The sequence below is a fragment of the Streptococcus sp. DAT741 genome (assembly GCF_009866825.1).
Lineage (GTDB): Bacteria > Bacillota > Bacilli > Lactobacillales > Streptococcaceae > Streptococcus > Streptococcus ruminantium.
Genome location: NZ_CP019557.1, coordinates 1,792,851 through 1,815,352, shown reverse-complemented (window position 1 = coordinate 1,815,352; position 22,502 = coordinate 1,792,851). Strand labels below are relative to the sequence as shown.

Annotated in this window: 17 protein-coding genes; 12 read left to right on the top strand and 5 right to left on the bottom strand. The window is 41.7% G+C overall.

Annotated elements, in window-relative coordinates; genetic code table 11:
- Positions 1–216 precede the first annotated feature (216 nt).
- Positions 217–2,448, bottom strand: coding sequence for a bifunctional glutamate--cysteine ligase GshA/glutathione synthetase GshB (gene gshAB, locus BZG42_RS08570; protein WP_155995725.1), 2,232 nt, complete (start codon positions 2,446–2,448; stop codon positions 217–219).
- A 367-nt stretch (positions 2,449–2,815) separates the two neighbouring features.
- Here gshAB and BZG42_RS08565 point away from each other — a divergent pair, with 367 nt between their 5' ends.
- The 6 genes from BZG42_RS08565 to BZG42_RS08540 all read left to right on the top strand — a co-directional run bounded on the left by BZG42_RS08565 (position 2,816) and on the right by BZG42_RS08540 (position 10,221).
- Positions 2,816–4,108: an adenylosuccinate synthase gene (locus tag BZG42_RS08565; protein WP_024531802.1), complete on the top strand. Its 1,293-nt coding sequence runs from the start codon at positions 2,816–2,818 to the stop codon at positions 4,106–4,108.
- Between the two features lie 291 nt (positions 4,109–4,399).
- Complete coding sequence (gene yajC, locus BZG42_RS08560; protein ID WP_155962378.1) at positions 4,400–4,723, top strand: preprotein translocase subunit YajC; 324 nt, start codon at positions 4,400–4,402, stop codon at positions 4,721–4,723.
- Between the two features lie 521 nt (positions 4,724–5,244).
- On the top strand, positions 5,245–6,000 hold the full coding sequence (locus BZG42_RS08555) for an isoprenyl transferase (RefSeq protein ID WP_024531800.1): 756 nt from the start codon (positions 5,245–5,247) through the stop codon (positions 5,998–6,000).
- A 9-nt stretch (positions 6,001–6,009) separates the two neighbouring features.
- Entirely contained in the window at positions 6,010–6,816 is an 807-nt protein-coding gene (locus BZG42_RS08550) for a phosphatidate cytidylyltransferase (protein ID WP_024531799.1), read from the top strand.
- Positions 6,817–6,825: 9 nt separating this feature from the next.
- Positions 6,826–8,085: an RIP metalloprotease RseP gene (gene rseP / locus BZG42_RS08545; protein WP_120172261.1), complete on the top strand. Its 1,260-nt coding sequence runs from the start codon at positions 6,826–6,828 to the stop codon at positions 8,083–8,085.
- A gap of 279 nt (positions 8,086–8,364) precedes the next feature.
- The gene (locus BZG42_RS08540) at positions 8,365–10,221 is read left to right on the top strand and encodes a proline--tRNA ligase (RefSeq protein WP_155995723.1); all 1,857 of its coding nucleotides are present in this window, start codon (positions 8,365–8,367) and stop codon (positions 10,219–10,221) included.
- A 170-nt stretch (positions 10,222–10,391) separates the two neighbouring features.
- Here BZG42_RS08540 and BZG42_RS08535 read toward each other — a convergent pair whose 3' ends face one another.
- Genes BZG42_RS08535 through dhaK form a run of 4 tightly spaced genes read right to left on the bottom strand, consistent with a single transcriptional unit; the run spans position 10,392 to position 13,058 of the window.
- Positions 10,392–11,102, bottom strand: coding sequence for an MIP/aquaporin family protein (locus BZG42_RS08535; protein ID WP_155995721.1), 711 nt, complete (start codon positions 11,100–11,102; stop codon positions 10,392–10,394).
- Positions 11,103–11,111: 9 nt separating this feature from the next.
- The gene (dhaM, locus tag BZG42_RS08530) at positions 11,112–11,486 is read right to left on the bottom strand and encodes a dihydroxyacetone kinase phosphoryl donor subunit DhaM (RefSeq protein ID WP_155995719.1); all 375 of its coding nucleotides are present in this window, start codon (positions 11,484–11,486) and stop codon (positions 11,112–11,114) included.
- Positions 11,483–12,058, bottom strand: a complete 576-nt coding sequence (gene dhaL, locus BZG42_RS08525; RefSeq protein ID WP_155995717.1) for a dihydroxyacetone kinase subunit DhaL — start codon at positions 12,056–12,058, stop codon at positions 11,483–11,485. Before dhaL ends, dhaM begins: the two co-directional genes overlap by 4 nt.
- Positions 12,059–12,068: 10 nt before the next feature.
- On the bottom strand, positions 12,069–13,058 hold the full coding sequence (gene dhaK / locus BZG42_RS08520) for a dihydroxyacetone kinase subunit DhaK (protein WP_155995715.1): 990 nt from the start codon (positions 13,056–13,058) through the stop codon (positions 12,069–12,071).
- Positions 13,059–13,202: 144 nt separating this feature from the next.
- Here dhaK and dhaS point away from each other — a divergent pair, with 144 nt between their 5' ends.
- The 6 genes from dhaS (at position 13,203) to BZG42_RS08490 (ending at position 22,189) form a co-directional block, all read left to right on the top strand.
- Positions 13,203–13,748, top strand: coding sequence for a dihydroxyacetone kinase transcriptional activator DhaS (dhaS, locus tag BZG42_RS08515; protein ID WP_024531792.1), 546 nt, complete (start codon positions 13,203–13,205; stop codon positions 13,746–13,748).
- Positions 13,749–13,757: 9 nt separating this feature from the next.
- Positions 13,758–14,747, top strand: a complete 990-nt coding sequence (dhaQ, locus tag BZG42_RS08510) for a DhaKLM operon coactivator DhaQ (RefSeq protein ID WP_120172251.1) — start codon at positions 13,758–13,760, stop codon at positions 14,745–14,747.
- Between the two features lie 839 nt (positions 14,748–15,586).
- Positions 15,587–15,907 carry a transposase gene (locus BZG42_RS08505; protein ID WP_120171198.1) on the top strand — a complete coding sequence of 107 codons (321 nt, stop codon included), beginning with the start codon at positions 15,587–15,589 and terminating at the stop codon, positions 15,905–15,907.
- Positions 15,904–16,791, top strand: coding sequence for an IS3 family transposase (locus tag BZG42_RS08500; RefSeq protein ID WP_201443296.1), 888 nt, complete (start codon positions 15,904–15,906; stop codon positions 16,789–16,791). The genes BZG42_RS08505 and BZG42_RS08500 overlap by 4 nt, the downstream gene beginning before the upstream one ends.
- A 196-nt stretch (positions 16,792–16,987) precedes the next feature.
- Complete coding sequence (locus BZG42_RS08495; protein WP_155995736.1) at positions 16,988–17,476, top strand: hypothetical protein; 489 nt, start codon at positions 16,988–16,990, stop codon at positions 17,474–17,476.
- 321 nt (positions 17,477–17,797) lie between these two features.
- A complete protein-coding gene (locus tag BZG42_RS08490; RefSeq protein ID WP_155995738.1) occupies positions 17,798–22,189 on the top strand; it encodes a PolC-type DNA polymerase III in 4,392 nt (1,463 codons plus the stop codon).
- Positions 22,190–22,502 lie beyond the last annotated feature (313 nt).

Genomic DNA, 22,502 nt, shown 5'->3' with positions numbered 1-22,502 from the left:
CTGTAGTTCTGATATATATAGTTTAACAAAAAATAAGTCATTTTGGATATGTTTTTTTAGATAAAATCCGTATTTTTTGAAAATAAATAAAAAAATATAAAGAAAATAGTTGAAATTGGAGTGAAAAACGAATGAAAAACAAATAAGAATGGGAAAACATCTCATAAAAAATAGAAAAGCACCGAGATAGTAGAAAAGTATCTCGATGCAAAGACATCATAGTTCTGGGAATAATTTTTTCAGTATTTTAGAAGTGATAACCTGTCCTGGGCCAGCATAGGTATAGGTGTGCAGGTACATGGCCGGATTAAAATTTAGCTCGATACAGGTACAGTTTGGCTGCTCTTTGGTTGATACTTGATTCAAGTCAGGAATGATCAGGTCTACACCGCAGACCCAAGCTCCCATGGCCGTTGCCATGTCTGCTGCCAATTGCTTGTAGCTATCATCCATCTGGTCGGTCACGTCAATAGAATCTCCACCGGTTGAAATATTAGAATTACCACGCAGAAAGGCCTGACTTCCCTTTGGCAAGATGGTTTCTGGCTGGTAGCCTTGCTGTTCCAACATCAGGAGTTCAATGGCACCTAGATGGATCATTTCAAGAGGAGAGCGATGATCATAGCCACGAAGTGGATCCTGATTCTTTTTCTCAACCAATTCACGGATGGTAGAATGTCCATCCCCGACTACATTGGCTGCGACGCGAAGGAGGACGGCCTCGCATTTACCATCAAGGATAAAAAAGCGGTATTCGGTACCTGCGATAAACTCTTCCACCAGCACATGCTTATCTTCTGAAAAAGCGATATCTAGTGCTTTTTCATAGTCTGATAGATTGGCTGGCTCTTGGAAGATGGAAATACCTAGACCAAAGTTGGTTGATTTTGGTTTGACAACAATGGCAGAGCTAGCTATTTGTCCATAATAACGCAGGGCATCGGATTTGTTAGAAAATTCTGCTCCCGTAGGTACTGGAAAACCGGCCTGGTCCAAGATTTTCTTGGTAACTACTTTGTTGGCCATGGCTAGTGGAATGACGTAGTTATCTTTGGAAGTCATGTTACCATTTTTGATATATTCGACATGGTTGCCATGCCAAAGTTTGAGAAACTGGTCTTCTTCGTCCATAATCTCAACATGTAAGCCTAGTTGAATAGCATCAAAGAGGATCATCTGGGTTGAGAGTTCCATGTTTTCGTAGCCTTTTAGAGCATAGGGGGCTGTCCAAGCATAATCATGAAAAGCTCGGCCTTGCTGCTGACCAAATGTTTCCAAAGAGTCGTTCTCAACTAGCTCTGCTATTCTTCCAGAAAGGGTCAGACGAGGGTCGAGAAGAGCCGCCTCCACCTGAGCGATGAGCTGGCTATAGTAATCATCTAGTCCGAAGTGAGTCACGATAGCCTTCATAGCAGTTAGGATAGGAGTGGTATCCGCTTGGACTGGTAGTGGGCTGTATGGATGACTAAGAGCAACCAGATTATTCAATTGCTCGGCTTCTGCTAAAGCAGTATCAATGTCTCCTAGTTGGTCTAACCAGAGAAGAGCTAAGATGAATAAGTGAACAGTATCAAGAGTTTCTTGACTAATAGCAAGTGGATCAAAGGGGTTGAGATCAAATGTACGAAATTCCAAGTAAGAGATCCCCTCACTGAGATAGTCTCGGCTCGTTCTGGCACCTCTTAGACGGACAGCTGAGTAAAATTCCTTTTCAGCAGAGAGTTGTCCGGTCGCCACAGCCTGTTCAATGTCGGATACGTACTTTTCTAAAGAAGAAAAAGAAATATGTATATCCTCTGCATTGACATAGCCATATTTAGAGTTACGGATAGAACGAACACAACCGATATTATCTTTAAAAAAACCTTTTTCTGCCAGACAGCTTGCTCCATATAGATAAGTTAAGAACCAGCGGTAGTTGAGGAAATTTTGTGCCAATTTGAGATAAAGAGCGTTCTTAAAGGCAATAAAATCTGTTTGTTCACTTACTTCAAAGAGTTTTTGAGTTAGGTCTTTGCCCAGCTCGAAGTTATAATGAACACCAGACACAGACTGGAGGAGCTTGCCATAGCGTTTGGCCAAGCCGACCCGGTATTGATACTCATAGTCGTCTTCCAGTTGAGCAATCCGAATATCCTCTTCTGTGACAATAGGTGGCATGGACAAGGGCCAAAGGTATTCATCTCTATCCATAGAACGGGCAGCCACATCCGTAATAGCTTCCAAAAATCGTCGAGCTTCTCTGGTCGAGTGAGCTATAGGTGTAATCAATTCTAACTGTGACTCACTGTAATCTGTCTGGATATAGGGATGAAAAGAGCGAGAGCCTAGTTCGGGGGGATGAGGTGTCTGAGCTACCCGATTTTCTCGATTGATGCGGAGAGATTCGCGCTCAATGCCAAAGGTAGCTTGAAGAATAGGGCTATTTGAGGGTAATTTGTGTAACATACTGAATCTAGATCCTTCATATTTTCTGTTCTGTCAATTCTTATTCTCATTTTATCTAGATTGGCAAGCAAATACAAATTTTTGCTACGTTTTTCTAAAAATGGAGCTTGCTACTAACGAGAAGAAAAGGACTTCGGGAATCTGTACCAAAAACTAAAATAATCGAGCAACAAACGCATATTCAATCGTTTTTTAGAGTGAAATGATTTAAAAATATAAAAAAAGTCCGTTATTTGCAAATATATTTAAAAATCTTGAAAAAATGTTCGTTTTTTGATAAAATGATGTGTGGAACGAAACTTGTGGGTGAAATTCCCGCCAGAAGTAGAAGAAAGGCTGAACCGTATGGTTCAGAAAAAGAGTGGATATGACATCAGTAGTTGTTGTAGGAACCCAATGGGGCGATGAGGGTAAAGGTAAAATTACGGACTTCCTGTCTGCTAATGCCGAGGTCATTGCACGCTATCAAGGTGGTGATAATGCAGGACATACTATTGTGATTGATGGTACCAAGTACAAGCTGCATTTGATTCCGTCAGGAATTTTCTTCCCAGAAAAAATTTCGGTCATCGGTAATGGTGTAGTTGTCAATCCTAAATCGCTGGTAAAGGAGATCAACTATCTCCATGACTCAGGTGTGACGACTGATAATTTGCGCATCTCAGATCGTGCCCATGTTATCTTGCCGTATCATATCAAGCTAGATCAGTTGCAAGAAGAATCCAAGGGTGATAATAAGATTGGTACGACCAATAAGGGAATTGGTCCTGCCTACATGGACAAAGCAGCACGTGTGGGAATCCGTATTGCCGACCTCTTGGATAGGGACATTTTTGCAGAGCGCTTGCGGATCAACCTATCTGAGAAGAACAGACTTTTTGAAAGAATGTACGACTCAACACCAATCTCATTTGATGAGATTTTTGAAGAGTACTATGCCTATGGTCAGGAGATTAAGAAGTATGTGACTGATACCTCTGTCATTCTTAACGATGCCTTAGATCAAGGTAAACGTGTCTTATTTGAGGGGGCTCAAGGGGTAATGTTGGATATTGATCAGGGTACCTATCCATTCGTTACTTCTTCCAATCCAGTTGCTGGCGGTGTAACGATTGGTAGCGGTGTTGGTCCTAGCAAAATTGACAAGGTTGTCGGTGTATGTAAGGCTTATACGAGTCGTGTCGGTGACGGCCCATTCCCAACAGAGCTGCACGATGAAATCGGCGATCGTATTCGTGAAATTGGTAAGGAATATGGTACGACAACAGGTCGTCCACGTCGAGTGGGTTGGTTTGATTCAGTTGTGATGCGTCACAGTCGTCGTGTATCAGGTATTACTAACCTTTCTCTTAACTCTATTGATGTTCTGTCAGGACTTGAAACACTGAAAATCTGTGTGGCGTACGACCTTGATGGAGAACGCATTCACCACTATCCAGCAAGCTTAGAACAACTCAAGCGCTGCAAGCCAATCTACGAAGAAATGCCGGGTTGGTCAGAAGATATCACAGGTGTGCGTAGTTTGGATGAGTTACCAGAGGCGGCTCGGAATTATGTCCGTCGCATCAGTGAGTTGGTCGGTGTACGTATCTCAACCTTCTCAGTAGGACCTGGTCGTGAACAAACCAATATTCTTGAAAGTGTCTGGAGCGTAAAATAATTGTATTGAGACTGGATGAAAGTCCGGTCTTTTTGTTACCGTTGTTTGGTCATTTTATTATCATGATATTAGCTCCTTTTGCTGACTCTAAGGTGTATTCACGCATTATATTTCTCATCCTAAATGATCTGTCGCCTATTTGGGTAGCAACTTAGCTTGCCTTGTTTGATTTTTTCGTATTCAATAGCTATTGTATTTTAATGTTAAAAGTATTATGCCTTAGCCCAACTTTGCTTTATTACTTATATTCTGGTATAATCAAGACTATCAAACAACAAAAGGGGTAAGCAAATGCCAAATTTATTTTTACCGCTTGTCATGGTTGCCATGATTGGCTTTATGTTTTATTCGCAACGCAAACAACAAAAACAGCGTCAGGAAGCACTCAGTCAGATTAAAAAAGGTGATGAAATTGTGACGATTGGTGGCCTATTTGGGATTGTTGATGAAATCAACGATAAAAAGGTTGTTCTTGATGTAGATGGTGTCTATTTGACTTTTGAACGTGGAGCGATCCGCAATCGAGTGGCGACTGCCAATACAGCTCCTGTGGTTGCAGAAGAGACAGTGGTTGAAACAACAGAAGCAACTTCAGCATCTGTCATTGAAGAGTAGGTATTAGAAACCGAGGGATTCAGTTAAGGTCTTGCTCCAATATTTATTGGATAAGGCCTTTTCATTATGTGACTTTTAGTCCGTCACGCTCTGTAGGGGACGTGACGAAGGTTATACAAAAAAACAAGCGCAATACAATAAAGGTGTTTAAGCAATTGTAAAGCGAAAGGAGGAGAAAAATTATCCAGTGGATGATTTCTTCATGAGCTTAAATTTAGAAAGTGAGTTATACATCGTATAGCGTTTGATTCTTGGGTGTTAAAGAGTACGAAGATCCATTTTCAGATGGCAGTTTTAGAACAAGATAAAAGCCCGTTGTTGTGAGCATTAGTCAAGTAATCGTAGCACTAACCTGAAAGAAGTTCAGCGAACGTCTTTAGACATCGCTGGAGAGAATGGACTACAGCCAATGTACAAGCCGCCCGTTTTCACGGGTGGTTATGACTCTATCCTTATCCAAATTTTGCTATCCTCACTAGAAATATGGTATAATGAAACGATCATATATTGAGGAAAATAGCATGTTTACGTTTAAGTTTAAAAAGAAAGAAAGCATTGAGACAGCGATTGAAGTCCCTAAGCATATTGCAGTCATTATGGATGGCAATGGTCGATGGGCAAAAAAACGGATGCAACCCCGCATTATGGGGCACAAGGCTGGTATGGATGCTCTGCAAAAAGTTACCAAAACAGCTTCGGAACTGGGAGTAAAGGTCTTGACAGTCTACGCTTTTTCTACGGAGAATTGGTCTCGGCCGGAAAAGGAGGTAAAGTTTATCATGAATCTTCCTGTTGAATTCTATGATAAATATGTCCCCGAACTCCATGCCAACAATGTCAAAATTCAAATGATCGGTGACCATTCTAGATTGCCGGAAGCAACTTTGGGCGCCCTTCGGAAAGCAGAGCAGAAAACTAAGAATAACACAGGTTTGATTCTTAATTTTGCTTTGAATTACGGTGGTCGTGATGAAGTGACAAAAGCAGTTAAAGCAATTGCTCAGGATGTGTTGGATGCCAAGTTTAATCCGGGGGATATTGATGAGCAATTGATAGCAGATTATCTTTATACAGGCGGTCTTTCGCCGGTTCTTCGTGACCCAGATTTGGTGATTCGGACTAGTGGTGAGATTCGGCTTAGTAATTTTTTGCCCTGGCAAACAGCTTACAGCGAGCTTTATTTTACCGATATTGCTTGGCCGGATTTTGACGGGGAGGCTCTTAAACTAGCAATTAGAGAATACAACCGACGCCACAGACGTTTTGGCAGTGTGTAAGGAGAACGTATGACAAATGATTTACAGAAACGAGTGATTTTTGGTGGGATAGCCCTTGCTATTTTTCTTCCCTTTTTATTGAAAGGTGGAATGGTTTTTCAGTTTTTCGTAGGGCTACTGGCTATTATAGCGACAGCTGAATTGATAAAGATGCATCGTCTTGCTCCAAATTCTATTGAGGGAGTTTTAGCTATGTTGGCTAGTCTTGTATTGACTCTTCCCTTGCAGAATTACCTGACCTTCCTGCCGACAGATGGAAATTACACTGCCTATGCCATTGTGATTTTCCTTCTTTTAGGTTCAACAGTTTTCAATGTCGGTCGCTATCATTACTCGGATGTGGTCTTTCCGATTGCTTCTAGTTTCTATGTAGGAATTGGTTTTCACAGCTTGATACTGGCGCGCATGGATGGCCTTAATAAGGTTTTCTTTGCTCTGTGTATAGTTTGGGCAACGGATATTGGTGCTTACCTTGTCGGGCGAAAAATTGGTCGGAGAAGACTATTGCCAAAAGTATCCCCAAATAAGACTATTGAAGGTTTTGTGGGAGGAATCCTCTCTGCTGTGGTTGTAGCCCTCATCTTCTTGCTACTTGACAAATCCCTGCTGACAGGGTATTCTTTGGGCATGATGTTGGGATTTGTTGCTATTTTTTCAGTTTTTTCACAATTTGGCGATCTAGTTGAAAGTGCTCTAAAACGTCATTTTGGTGTCAAAGACTCTGGCAAGGTGATTCCGGGGCATGGTGGTATCTTGGATCGCTTTGACGGTATGATTTTTGTCTTCCCAATTATGCACTTCTTTGGATTATTTTAAGGAGATTCTATGAAGGGAATTTTAGCATTTATATTTATATTTGGTGTAATTGTGGTTGTCCATGAATTTGGTCATTTCTATTTTGCTAAAAGGGCCGGTATTCTGGTAAGAGAATTTGCGGTTGGAATGGGACCTAAAATTTTCGCTCACACAGGAAAAGATGGGACCCTTTACACGATTCGTATGCTACCTCTTGGTGGCTATGTCCGAATGGCCGGATGGGGTGAGGATAAGACGGAGATTAAGACGGGGACTCCTGTTAGTCTTAGCCTGAACGAGACTGGTGTTGTCACTCGGATTAACTTGTCTGGTAAACAGCTTGACAATCTTGCCTTACCTATGAGTGTAACCAGTTTTGATTTTGAGAAACAGTTAGAAATCACAGGGCTGGTATTAGAAGAAAGTAAAACGTATAAGGTGGACCACGATGCAACCATTGTAGAGGAAGATGGAACGGAAGTTCGTATTGCTCCATTAGATGTGCAATACCAAAATGCAACCGTCTGGGGACGCTTGATGACAAATTTTGCTGGTCCTATGAATAACTTTATTTTGGGAATTGTAGTCTTTATCCTGCTGATGTTTATGCAGGGTGGAGTAGCAGATATCTCCAACAATGCTGTGACCATTACTGACGGTGGTGCTTTACAGGCAGCTGGGCTAGTTACCGGAGATAAGATTTTATCTGTTAATGGTGAGGTGACTAGCAGTTACAAACAAGTTGCTACCATCATCAGCGCTGCTGCTAAAGAAGCAACTTCCGCTCCGAGCTTTCACCTAGTGGTTGAGCATGAAGGAAAAACTAAAAATGTGACAGTAATTGCTGAGAAGGTGGATGGTGCATATCGGATTGGTATTTCACCCATCTTGAAGACAGGTTTCTTTGATAAGGTTATTGGAGGAATTCAGGAAGCTGGAGAGAGGGCTCTTTTAATTGTTACGGCATTGAAAAATCTAATTGCCCATTTTGATGTTAAGCAATTAGGTGGTCCTGTCGCTATTTACAATGTCAGCGCACAGGCTGCTGAATTTGGCTGGACTTCCGTACTGGGTCTGATGGCTATGCTATCTATCAATCTAGGTATTTTCAACCTTATCCCCATTCCAGCCTTGGACGGTGGGAAAATTGTGATGAATATCTTGGAAGCTATCCGTAGAAAGCCATTAAAACCGGAAATAGAGTCCTATATTACACTAGCGGGTGTTGCTTTTATGGTAGTTCTTATGCTAGTAGTGACTTGGAATGATATTCTGAAGGTTTTCTTTTAGACGGATGAAAAAGGAATGAATGCGATTCTGCTATTTTTCGGAATTGAACATGGGCTGAAACTTGTGTAAAAAGAGACGCGGCTGTCTCAACTATACCTCAAGGTGTAAGTCATTTTGTATACAAGCATCTGGCTCTATGTTCTTCTAATGATTTAAAGATGAAAGGAGATGAATGCGTGTTAAAAACTTTACGAAAAAGATAAACCTATTCAGTGCCTACAGGCTCCGAGTTAGGCTCCTTATTTTCGTTTTGTTTTCTTGACGCACTTATACTTAACTATGAAACAATCCAAAATGATTATCCCTACATTGCGGGAGATGCCTTCTGATGCATCGGTGATTAGCCACGCCTTGATGTTGCGAGCGGGTTACGTTCGCCAAGTTTCGGCTGGTATTTATAGCTATTTGCCACTTGCTAACCGTGTGATTGAAAAAGCCAAAAAGATTATGCGTGAGGAATTCGACAAGATTGATGCCATTGAATTTTTGGCACCAGCTCTTTTGTCTGCTGATATTTGGCGTGAATCTGGTCGTTATGAGACTTATGGTGATGACCTTTACAAACTCAAAAATCGTGAAGGTTCAGATTTTATTTTGGGACCGACTCATGAAGAGACGGTGACCCTTTTGGCGCGTGATGCGGTGCAATCATACAAGCAATTGCCACTTAACATCTACCAAATCCAGTCCAAGTACCGTGATGAAAAGCGTCCTCGTAACGGTCTACTTCGTGGGCGTGAGTTTATCATGAAAGATGGCTATAGTTTCCATGCTAGCTATGAGAGTTTGGATCAGACTTATGACGATTATAAACAGGCCTATGAAACTATTTTTACTCGCGCTGGATTGGAATTTAAGGCGATTATTGGTGACGGTGGTGCCATGGGTGGTAAGGACAGTCAAGAGTTCATGGCTATTACTCCAGATCGTACTGACTTGGAGCGCTGGGTGGTATTAGACAAGTCAGTTTCCTCTTTTGAAGAAATCCCAGAGGAAGTTCTGGAGGCGATTAAAGCAGAGCTTTTAGCTTGGGCTGTTTCTGGTGAGGATACTATTGTCTATTCTAGTGAATCAGGATACGCTGCCAACTTGGAAATGGCGACAAGTGAGTACAAGCCACGGACAGTCGTTGTTACCGAAGAGGACTTGGTAAAAGTTTCAACACCTGATGCGAAAACGATTGATGAAGTTGCAGCCTTTTTGAATGTCTCAGAAGACCAGACTATCAAGACCATGCTCTTTATGGCAGATGGTGAGCCAGTTGTTGCCCTTCTTGTTGGTAATGATCAGGTTAATGATGTTAAGTTGAAAAATTATCTCGGAGCAGATTTCTTTGATGTAGCTAGTCCGGCTGATGCAGAAAAAATCTTTGGAGCAGGTTTTGGTTCGCTTGGTCCAGTAGGATTGCCAGCAGATGTGAGGATTATTGCTGATCGTAAGGTACAGGATGTGAAGAATGCTGTAGTCGGTGCAAACGAAGATGGTTTCCACTACACAGGTGCTAATGCAGGTCGTGATTTCCAAGTGACAGAATATGTTGATATTCGTGAGGTAAAGGAAGGGGAGCCTTCACCAGATGGTCGTGGTGTTCTCAACTTTGCGCGTGGTATCGAAATCGGTCACATTTTCAAACTTGGCACACGCTACTCAGATAGCATGAATGCTACTATTTTAGATGAAAATGGCCGTTCAATGCCAATGATTATGGGATGCTACGGAATCGGGGTTAGCCGTCTTCTATCGGCAGTTCTGGAGCAACATGCTCGTCTCTTTGTCAATAAGACTCCAAAAGGTGAATACCGTTATGCTTGGGGGATTAATTTCCCTAAAGAATTGGCTCCGTTTGATGTCCATCTAATTCCAGTCAATGTCAAGGACGAGTCTGCTATGGAGTTGACCCAATCAATTGAAGCAAGTTTGATTGGAGCAGGCTACGAAGTCTTGACGGATGATCGTAATGAACGCGTTGGTGTTAAATTCTCTGATAGCGACTTGATTGGCTTGCCAATTCGTGTCACTGTTGGTAAGAAAGCCGTTGATGGAATCGTTGAAGTGAAAATCAAAGGGACAGGCGATACTGTTGAAGTTCATGTTGATCAGTTGCTTGAAACACTACAAATTCTAACTAAGCAATAAGAAAAAAGGAGTCAAGAAAACTCCTAAAAATAAAAAGGTCTAAAATCAATGTTTCAAACAACTTGATTTTAGACCTTTTCTATTGCGATTAGTATTGTATTGTTGCTATAGCTTGAGCTTCTTCCAGTTTAGACCTGCTTGTCAATACACTCAGTTTTGATTTCAATTTATTACAACATATTCAAGAGGAGTGTGTAGAGACCTGCTCCAATAATTCCTCCCAAGATCGGACCAACAACTGGAATCCAGCTATAGGACCAATCGGAGTCTCCTTTATTAGGGATAGGAAGTAAGGCATGAATGATACGTGGTCCTAAGTCACGAGCAGGATTGATTGCATAGCCTGTTGTTGAGCCTAGAGAAAAACCGACAGCAAAAACAATGAAACCAACGATAATCGGACCAAGTCCAGCGCTGACCTTGTTTGGTCCAATTGCGAGGATTCCGATTACCAATACAGCGGTTCCAAGGATTTCTCCAAGCAAGTTTGAAGGAGTGTGACGAAGGGCAGGACCAGTTGCAAAGGTTCCTAGGATAGTAGCGCTATCTTTGGTTTCTTGCCAATGTGGATAGAAATGTAGATAGAGGACGATGGATGCCAACATGGCACCTGCAAATTGAGCTAGTAGAAAACCGGGTACCTCTGTCCAAGAAAGGGAACCAATGCTAGCCATGGCGATAGTCACTGCTGGATTGAGGTGGGCAGGGCTAAAAATACCTGATGCGTAGGCAGCGATGGTTACAGCGACTCCCCAGCCGAGGACAATCGTTAGCCAACCGCTATTTTCTGCCTTTGTTTTGGATAAGATACATGAGGCGACGACCCCATTTCCCAGCAAGACCAATAAGAATGTGCCAAGCAATTCTCCGATAAGATTCATAATAACCTCCTATTTATTTATTGTAAGTTCCTTTAATTGTTCAAGGATTGTGTCTAAATCGGCACCTGCTTGTAGCAGCGCAGCAGCGGTGTAGGTTCCTTCTGCGACTGGAACTGTTTGTATGAGGATCTGTTTGTCTGTAAATTCTGCTGCTAGTTCGATATTCATCCGAGCGCTTCCTAGGTCAAAGAAGGCTAGGAGGGTGTTAGCTGGGTTTTGTTCAATGCGATCTTGAACGATCTCAAAACTAGTTCCAATACTGCCATCTTCCAGCCCTCCACAATGGGTGATGGGAATATCTTTTGCTACTTCAGACACCAAATCAACAATGCCTTGTGCCAGATTTTTGGAATGTGAAACGAGCAAGATTCCAATGCTTGTCATAGAACAACCTCCAACATCGCCTCAAATAAGAGTCCTGATGAGAAGGAGCCAGGGTCAATGTGACCGATTGAACGTTCGCCGACATAGGAAGCTCGACCCTTGGTTGCAATGATGTTTCGTGTGCCTTCAACAGCTTCTTGGATAACATTAAGAGAGAGGTTTTCTGCCTGCAAGGCGCTGATGACTGGAATCCAAATATCCACCATTGTTTTTTCACCCAATTCGACCTTTCCTCTTTTTTGAATCATCTCTAAACCGGCTTGTAAGGTATCAGCTAAACTAGCTCCAGTTTGACAAGCTTTGGTAATTCCCATAAAAGCAGAACCGTAAAGTGGACCAGAAGCACCTCCTACCTTGCTGAGTAGCTGCATGGCAACGACTTTGAAGACCTGATCGGCTGTTTCGTATTCTTTTACAGATAACTCTTGCATGACTGCTGCCATGCCACGTGCCATATTGCCACCGTGATCACCATCTCCGATCGGAGAATCAAGTTCGCTCAGGTAATCTTTGTTGGCTTGTATTTTTTCGTTAAATTTCTCCATCCAAAGTAATGCAGTTTTTGTCTCCATAGTCTGTCTCCTACCAAGCAACAACATCAACAGGAGCCTGTAGGGCTTCGAGCCAGCTTGGGTCTTCTAATTTAATCAGCGTTAACGAAAGACCTGCCATGTCAATGGATGTCATATAATTGCCAATTTTTCTATAGTCAACAAGGATACCTTTTTTCGCTAGTAGTGTAGCGACATCATTGGCAAAGATATATTGTTCCATCAGCGGTGTAGCACCAAGTCCATTGATGAGGATACCATAGTGTTCACCTGTTTGAATATCGAAATCTTGAGTTAACTTTTCAACCAGTTCTTCGGCTAGTTTAGCAGATGATTGTAGCTTTTCTTTTTTATAGCCCGGTTCGCCATGGATACCTACACCATATTCAAACTCGTCTTCTTCTAGGATGAAACCAGGTTTTCCAACTTCTGGGACAGTTGCACCGGATAAGGCGAGACCGATTGTTTTAATCTGTGGTACAAGACGATCAGCTAGAGCTTTGATAGCTGCTAAAGATGCTCCCTGCTCTGCTGCATGGCCGAGAATTTTATGGACGAAAATAGTGCCTGCCACTCCTCTTCGACCTTGGGTATAGAGACTATTTTCTACAGCAATGTCGTCATCTACCACGACACTAGCAACTTCAATATCTTCCATTTCAGCTAATTCTTGAGCCATTTCAAAGTTCATGATGTCACCAGAGTAGTTTTTAATCACCATAAACACACCGGCACCTTCGTCGGCAGCCTTGATAGCTTCTAAGATTTGGTCTGGTGTTGGAGAAGTAAATACTGCGCCACAGACAGCGGCAGAAAGCATACCTTTGCCAACAAAGCCTGCGTGAGAAGGTTCATGCCCAGAGCCACCACCTGAAATAATACCGACTCTACCCGTTTTTTTATCCTTTCGAACAATAATGTCAAATCCATCGATGCGCTCTATGATATTTTGGTGCATAAAGGCGAACCCTTTCAACATGTCATCTACGACCCGTTCAGGTTGGTTTATAATTTTTTTCATCAGAAAACCCCTTTGTTTTGATTGCGCTTTCATTATAAGGTTTTCCAAATAAAAATGGAAGGGACAGATTATCAAATGTGTCCCTTTTGTTTTCAAGTCAGGCATGATAGGTTATAATGAAGAGGTATCGAAAGGAGGTGACTCATGCCAACTTCGTTAATTACTAAAAAAAGGATAGCCAAGGCTTTTAAAAAGCAGTTATCAATCAAGTCTTTTGATAAAATTTCGGTTGTTGATATCATGCAAGAAGCTGAGATTCGTCGTCAAACCTTCTACAATCATTTCTTGGATAAGTACGAGTTACTGGACTGGATTTTTGAAACAGAATTACAGGAACAGGTAACGGATAATTTGACCTACATCAGTGGGCTAAAATTATTGGATGAGTTGCTCTATTATATTGAGCACAATCAGGTTTTTTACAAACAGCTTTTTGAGATTAAGGGGCAGAATGATTTTGTGAGCTATTTGGAAGGGTATTTTAAAATTTTGATGGAAAAGATTATCAACGAATATCAGCTCCAAGGAGGGAAGCATGTTTCTGAAAAGGAGAGACAGTTTTTGATATCCTATCATTCCAGTGCATGGATTGGAATGATAAAGGAAGGTCTGTCCCAGTCACCTTGCCAGATTCAGAGCTATTGGAAACAAATGGTAGCAGTAGTTTTAGCCTCATTTTCAACCTTGTAGGAGTATCGTATGGTTTTTATTAAGAATAGACAAGCAAAAATGATTGAGCATTACATGGAAAGTGTCTGTCGGACCAACTCCAAATTGAGGAGGGTGGAACATTTTCCGATTATCGTACAAAGGAATCAGGACTGCCGACTTGTTCCCATTGTTTCAGGCGGAGGCTCAGGGCATGAGCCAGCTCATGTCGGCTTTGTTGGTAAAGGAATGCTGACGGCTGCGGTTTATGGGGAAATTTTTACACCTCCAACTGAGGAAGAAATTATAACAGCAATCCGTGAGGTAGATAAGGGAAGAGGTGTCTTTCTCATTGTCAAAAACTTTGAAGCTGATCTTCTTTCCTTTGGTAAGGCAATAGAGGCAGCTAGAAACGAGGGAATAGCTGTTAAATACATCATTTCTCATGATGACATCTCAGTGGATACTAAAAACAATTTTAGAATGCGGCACAGAGGACTGGCTGGAACAATCCTCCTTCATAAAATCTTGGGAGCTGCTGCACTTGCTGGTTATGATTTAGATGCCTTGGAACAATTAGGATTGTCGCTGGCAACAGAGATAGCAACGATTGGATTTGCGACCAAATCAGCTTATTTGCCGAATGCCGCACTACCGTTATTTGACTTGGAAGAAGGTGAAATATCTTATGGTATTGGTATTCATGGTGAAGAGGGCTATCGCACAGTAGCCTTTGAATCCTCAGAGCAACTGGCCAATGAAATTGTCAATAAATTAAAATTAAAATTCCGTTGGAAAGAAGGAGAGGAATATATCCTCTTGGTGAACAATCTTGGAACCATGTCTGAGATTGAGCAGGGAATCTTCCTAAGTGATATTTGTCAATTTCTAGAGTTGGAAGGGCTAATTCTTTCCTATGTTAAGACAGGTCGGTTTATGACTAGTTTAGATATGGGAGGTATTTCAGTTACTCTTTGTCGTGTGAAGGATAGGCTATGGTTGGACTATTTGCAGGTTGATACAGATGCAGTCGCTTGGTAAGAGGTAGAGGGCAGTTGTTTCTTTTCTTTGATGGATGTCTTTCAATAAAGTGAGTTCAGGAAAAAGGAGTTTTAATTTAGAACCAACTTTTGTCTTGGCCTCATTTCCAAGTCTTTTGGGGTGACATATTGAAAAAGTTTGTCACCAATTCCTCGTTTCAAGTTGTTAATCTGAAATAGTCTATCCCCAGACCTTTTGAAGTCCACCTTCCGCATAGCTCCAACTGTCTGGGAGACAGTTAGAGGTTGGCAACTCTGTTCGCAGCAGTCGTAATGGTTAGATTTGGAGTGTAAAACACGACCAAATCTGTCAATCAACCACTGTTCTGAGATATTGACACGAACGAAGTGGCAGTGGACTTTTTCCTATCTTTAAGGGATTTTTTGATGTTCACTTTAAAATTTCTAAGTGAATTATTTTCAGAATGGATACGGAAGGATTTTGGAGTATTATATTTTACTTGATTTTTTTGGAAAATTAGTGGTATTCTTGTATTGAGAATACTTGAGAGGTGCGAAGATTGTTACTTTTGTGCCGTTGAATAAATTGTTCCTCAAGCCTAATCAGATCAGTTGGATAAGGCAGAGAGAAAATAATAATGTCAAGATAGGATTCGGAGAAGGGACCATCTTGGCAGTTGAGTTGTCTTGTTTTTCGGCAACAAATGTAAGCGGATACAAATTATATTTGAGAGGAGGAAATCCGATGTACTTCATGGCTTAGTCAGAAGGTGGTTGGTTTCCATCGGAACAAAAAAGACTGTTAGAAAATGAAAAGAACCACTTATAATGGACAGTATAAAAAGTACTATACTGTTCTTATAAGGAGGTTCTTTTCTCATGGCTAAAAAAGGAAGTAAATTTACAAAGTATCCACCTGAATTCAAAATACAAGTAGTCGAGGACTATCTTAGTGGGAAAAGTGGTGGTATGGACTCAATTGTAAAAAAGTATGGCTTGAAATCAAACAATCAAGTCCTCACATGGACTAGAAAATATCACGAAAATCCACAATTGCTCCACCAAGATTTAAGAGGTGCTAAATCAACTGGTCGCCCAAAATCAACCAATCTTGATGAAATGACAATAGAGGAACAGAATGCCTTTCTTCGTATGGAGAATGACATTTTAAAAACCTTAAGGACTCTCCTCAGAAAGTGAGAAGAGTCCACCTTTATCAAGTCGTTGAACAATTGAAAGAACGTTATTCCATCTCCCGTTTATGTGCCTATTTGGGTTTCCCTAGGTCATCATACTACCTCTGGTTAAGCAATGGAAAACCTGAACACAAGCGGTTTAACCCTGACCTAGCACAAGTCATTACAGCTATTTTTAATGAGACTCAGAAAGGTTATCGTTTCATTTGTTATCAACTGAGAAGAAAATACGATATTTTCTGTCATCCTAAAACTGTCCTACGCTATATGCGTATTCTGGGTTTGAAGTCGCCAATTCGAAAGAAACGCTATCATTCTTGCACGCAGCGTGAGATAAATGAAAAGGCAAGACACGTCCACTACAACGTGCTTGCCCGAAACTTTAAAGCAGAACGTCCTCTCCAGAAACTAACAACGGATGTCAGTTATGTTTACCACAAACAGGGAAGGATGTTCCTTAGCGTCATAAAAGATTGTTATGACAACTCTATTCTAGCATATACTCTTTCAGATTATAGCGATAATCAGCTCGTTTTTGAAAATTTAGACCTCGTCTTCAATGAAAATTGGGATGCCACACACATTTGTGTCTTGCATTCTGATCAAGGTTTTCAATATACCAATCAACAGTATCTCCGAAAATTAGACCAATATGGTGTGACCATATCTCATTCTGGCAAGGGAAATTGTTATGATAATGCAGTATGTGAGAATTTCTTTTCTCACTTGAAGAGTGAGTCCTTGAGACTATTTCCACCTGAGAATAAAGAAACCCTCGTCCATCAAATCAGGGAATACATTGACTGGTATAATCACCACAGACCACAAGAAAAATTAAAAGGTATGACTCCCTTAGAATTTAGGGAAGCATACCTTCTAAACACCTAACTTTTTTAACTGTCCATTTTATCTGGGGCTTGACAAAAATTATTTTTAAACTTTTTATTCATGCAACGATGTCTGTCATAGCAGATGATGTATTGGTATTTTAGGTTGGTCTAATCCGGTCACCTGGAAACAGGTTGTAAAAACGTTTGGACCAGCGCTGCTTAACTGTGTACTTGGCTAAGTGAAAGGAGAGCCTATGGGACTTTCATTCAATAGAAGTTTTTATAGAAATCCGTTGTTTTATCTATTTCTGTTCAATCTTATCCTATTTTTCAAAGATGGACTGTTTCAGCGTTCTATATGGATTACTGTACTAGCAGTTTCTGTCCTGTTGCTTCAACTTTTTATGGCTTTAACAGAGCAAGTTCCCAAAAGAAAAAGGAATATATGGCTTATTGTCATCTTTTTGCTACTTTCGCTGTTTATGCTGTGGAGCTGTTCCTCTAATAAGAAAGTGACGGTTGCTTCTGCTTCAGAGGGTTCAAGTCTTGTAGAAGGTGCTGCAGATAATAAGAGCGATAGTGCTATACGGTATCAGGATATTGTATCGAATTATCAGCACTTGACAACTGAGCAAATCTTAGCTGGCGATTTTTCTAAAAATAGTTTAGTATTTCTAGGAAGAGTGAACTGTCCGCATTGTAGAGATTTTCTACCTTTTTTCAGGAAACAATACAGAAACTGAATCTGAACATCCCCATCTATTATTATGGTGTTGAGGGGATCGGAGAGGAAGCCAAACAGCGGTTGCTAGCAACATCCCCTATAGCGGGTGTTCCAACCCTTATCCATATTAAAAAAGATGGATCGTACGATATATTTTCTGGGACTAATCAGTCACTCCCTGAGTGGCTTGTTTCTCGGGATCATGAATAGCTATAATAGGCGATTTCCCCACTGTTTTCAACTGAGTAAATGGTGGGGCTTTGTTTTTAGTTCTTTCTTAGCAAGAAAAATTTATCTATTTATGGTAGAATATTCCTAACTACATTCAAAGGAAAAGGTCATGTCAGATAAGTTTCAGCTCTTGCTTCAACAAATTGGAATACCTCTCACTACTCGACAGTCAGAGGCTTTTTCGACTGCAAAGATTGAGAAAGTGGTCTTGCATAAGGTCAGCAAAGTCTGGGAATTTACCTTTCGCTTTGTTAAGCCTCTTCCCCTGTTAGACTACCAACTCTTTAAAGCACGTTTGGTGACTGAGTTTGAAAAGACAGGCAATAAGGCTACCTTTGTCCTAGTGACAGATATGGATGAAGTCAATCCTGACTTGGTGGAGGCTTATTACCCAGAAGTTTTTACTGAGGATCTTTGTCAAAGTGCAGGCTTTAAAACCCTTTTCCAACCCTTAACTGTTCAGTATCGAGATGGAGTTCTATGGATAAAAGGTCCTGAAACAATTGATACACCTCATTTTCGGAAGAATCATTTGCCCAATCTAGTGGAGCAATACAAACGGTTTGGTTTTGCAAATCTGGTGGTAGATATTGAAGTTTGTCAGGAGATGACACAGCAGCAAGCCGAGCTATTTCATGCGCAGAATGAAGAAATTTATCAGCAGGCCAATGAGGAAAATCTGGCAGCTCTTGAACAACTGGCTCAAATGACACCACCGCCAGAGGTAGCTCAGCCATTTGTCCCAGAATTTAAGAAAAATCGCCCTACCAAGGTCAATATTGAAAAGGCAGAGATTACGCCGATGATTGAAGTGGATAGTGAGGAAAACCGTATCGTTTTTGAGGGGCTTGTCTTTGAGGTGGAGCAGAAGACTACCAAGACTGGGCGAGTGATTATTAACTTTAAGATGACCGACTATACTTCGTCCTTCACTCTGCAGAAATGGGCTAAGAATGAAGAGGAAGCCCAGAAGTTTGATATGGTGAAGAAGGGAAATTGGCTGCGTGTGCGTGGCAATATCGAGACCAATCATTTTACCCGTGATTTGACTATGAATGTTCAAGAAGTTCAGGAAGTCAAAAGGGAGATTCGCAAGGATTTGATGCCAGAAGGTGAGAAAAGGGTGGAATTCCATGCCCATACCAATATGTCCACTATGGATGCCCTTCCTGCAGTTGAAGACCTGATTGCGCGTGCAGCAGCCTGGGGACACAAGGCGGTAGCGATTACGGATCATGGGAATGTTCAGTCTTTCCCTCATGGCTATCATGCCGCTCGTAAGGCTGGTATCAAGGCTCTTTTTGGAATGGAAGCCAATATCGTTGAAGACTCAGTGCCGATTGTTTATAACGAAGCGGATGTGGTTTTGTCGGATGCGACCTACGTAGTCTTTGACGTGGAGACAACAGGTCTTTCTGCGGTCAATAATGCTCTTATCCAGATAGCGGCATCCAAAATGCACAAAGGTAATATTGTAGCTGAGTTTGATGAATTTATTGATCCGGGACACCCGCTTAGTCAGTTTACAACCGATTTGACAGGGATCACAGATGAACACGTACGTGGTTCCAAGCCGTTGGAACAGGTTTTGAAGGAGTTTCAAGCTTTTTGTCAAGATTCTATTTTGGTAGCTCATAATGCGACTTTTGACGTTGGTTTTATGAATGTCAATTATGAGCGAGCAGGTTTGCCACAAATTGAGCAACCTGTTATTGATACACTTGAATTTGCTCGTAACCTCTATCCGGATTATAAGCGCCATGGTTTGGGACCGTTGACTAAGCGTTTTGGTGTAGCCTTGGAGCACCACCACATGGCTAACTATGATGCGGAAGCGACGGGACGCTTGCTCTTTATCTTTTTGAGAGAAGCTCTGGAAAGACACATCCTGACTAATCTCAACCAACTCAATACCGAGTTGATTGCAGAGGATTCTTATAAGAAAGCCCGAGTCAAACATGCGACGCTTTATGTTACCAACCAGGTCGGCTTGAAAAATATCTTTAAGTTGGTTTCCCTATCAAATACCAAGTATTTTGAAGGCATTCCCAGGATTCCAAGAACGGTATTAAACGCTCACCGTGAGGGTCTAATTTTGGGAACAGCCTGTCAGGAAGGGGAAGTGTTTGATGAACTCCTGTCCAAGGGCATTGATGCAGCGGCCAAGATAGCAGCTTACTATGATTTTATCGAGGTGATGCCTCCCGCACTCTATGCTCCAATGATTGCTAAGGAGCAATTTAAAGATATGGCAGAAGTTGAAGATACCATCAAAAAACTGATTGAAGTTGGTCGTAAGGCTGGTCTGCCCGTTCTAGCAACAGGAAATGTTCATTATATTGATCCCGAAGAAGAGATTTATCGTGAAATTATTGTTCGTTCTCTGGGTCAAGGAGCCATGATCAACCGAACGATTGGTCACGGTGAAAATGCTCAACCTGCCCCTCTACCAAAAGCACACTTTAGAACGACCAGCGAGATGTTGGATGAGTTTGCCTTTCTCGGTGATAGTCTAGCAAGAGAGATTGTCATCACTAATCCCAATGTCATGCTAGAGCGCTTTGAAGAGGTAGAAGTTGTCAAAAGCGACCTCTATACACCGTATATCGAGAATGCAGAAGAAACAGTTGCTGAGTTGACCTATCAAAAGGCTTTTGAAATCTATGGCAATCCTCTACCAGACATCATTGATTTGCGGATTGAGAAGGAGTTAACCTCCATTCTTGGTAATGGCTTTGCTGTGATATATCTGGCTTCGCAGATGTTGGTAACACGATCAAATGAGCGAGGCTATCTGGTTGGTTCCAGGGGATCTGTCGGATCAAGTTTTGTGGCGACCATGATTGGAATTACCGAAGTTAATCCGATGCCGCCGCATTATGTCTGTCCGAACTGCCAACATAGTGAGTTTATCACAGATGGTTCCTACGGCTCTGGATTTGACCTGCCAGATAAAGAATGTGAGAAGTGCGGTGTCAAGTACAAAAAAGATGGTCAGGATATTCCATTTGAAACCTTCCTTGGTTTTGATGGGGACAAGGTACCGGATATTGATTTGAACTTTTCCGGGGATGATCAACCATCCGCCCACTTGGATGTACGGAAGATTTTTGGAGAAGAATATGCCTTTCGTGCTGGAACGGTTGGTACGGTAGCAGCCAAAACCGCCTACGGTTTCGTTCGTGGTTATGAACGGGATTACGGTAAACTCTATCGCGATGTTGAGGTAGAACGGTTAGCAGCCGGAGCGGCCGGTGTGAAACGAACGACTGGTCAGCACCCAGGTGGTATCGTTGTTATTCCAAACTACATGGATGTTTACGACTTCACTCCTGTGCAATATCCCGCTGATGATGTAACCGCTAGCTGGCAGACTACTCACTTTAACTTCCACGATATTGATGAAAACGTCCTTAAGCTCGATGTTCTGGGGCATGATGATCCGACTATGATTCGGAAGTTGCAGGATTTATCTGGTATTGATCCACAAACGATTCCTGCCGATGACAAGGGGGTGATGGCTCTCTTTTCTGGTACGGAGATTCTGGGGGTTACGCCAGAGCAGATCGGTACACCGACTGGCATGCTTGGTATTCCTGAATTTGGAACGAACTTTGTTCGGGGTATGGTGGAGGAAACCCATCCGACGACCTTCTCGGAACTGCTTCAGTTGTCAGGTCTATCACATGGTACAGATGTCTGGCTGGGCAATGCTCAGGACTTGATTAAGGCAGGCATTGCTGACCTATCAACTGTTATCGGTTGTCGTGATGACATCATGGTGTATCTCATGCACGCAGGTTTACAACCCAAGATGGCCTTTAATATCATGGAGCGGGTACGGAAAGGCTTGTGGCTGAAAATTTCCGAAGAAGAACGAAATGGCTATATTCAGGCGATGAAGGATAACAAGGTACCGGATTGGTACATTGAATCCTGTGGAAAAATCAAGTACATGTTCCCCAAGGCTCATGCGGCAGCTTATGTCATGATGGCTCTACGAGTAGCTTATTTTAAGGTTCACCATCCTCTCTACTACTATTGTGCCTACTTCTCCATTCGTGCTAAGGCATTTGATTTGGCGACTATGTCTGGTGGTTTGAACCGTGTTAAGGCCAAAATGGAAGAGATTACCATCAAGAAGAAGAACAATGAAGCTTCTAATGTAGAGCAAGATCTCTATACTACATTGGAGTTGGTCAATGAAATGTTGGAGCGTGGTTTCAAGTTCGGTAAACTGGATCTTTATAAGTCAGATGCTACTGAGTTCCTCATTGAAGGAGATACTTTGATTCCGCCATTTGTTGCCATGGATGGTTTAGGAGAAAACGTTGCTAAGCAATTGGTGGCAGCCCGCAAAGAAGGGGAGTTCCTTTCCAAGACCGAACTTCGTAAACGTGGCGGTTTATCAGGTACTTTGGTTGAAAAGATGGACGAAATGGGGATTCTCGGCAAGATGCCAGAGGATAACCAGCTCAGTCTCTTTGATGATTTATTTTAAACAGAGTCTGGAATAAAAGCATGGCTCTGTACTCAAAAACCGAGCCTGGGCCAATGGTTCAATCTCATATATAAAAAGCGAACAAAGCTAGTTTTCTGACAATCAGAATCTTGGTTTGTTCGCTTTTTTGTTCAATTCTAGATCTAAAGGACTTGATAATTGAGATTTTCAAAATTGAAAATCTTTTTGTCCCAAGCTCACTTTTTATATGTATAATTTATTATAGATAATATAGGGAGCCAAAAATTAAAATATTTTTACTCAGATTCTTTGTTAACGAATACAATTTTCTTTTAGAGTGCTGAGTCAAATA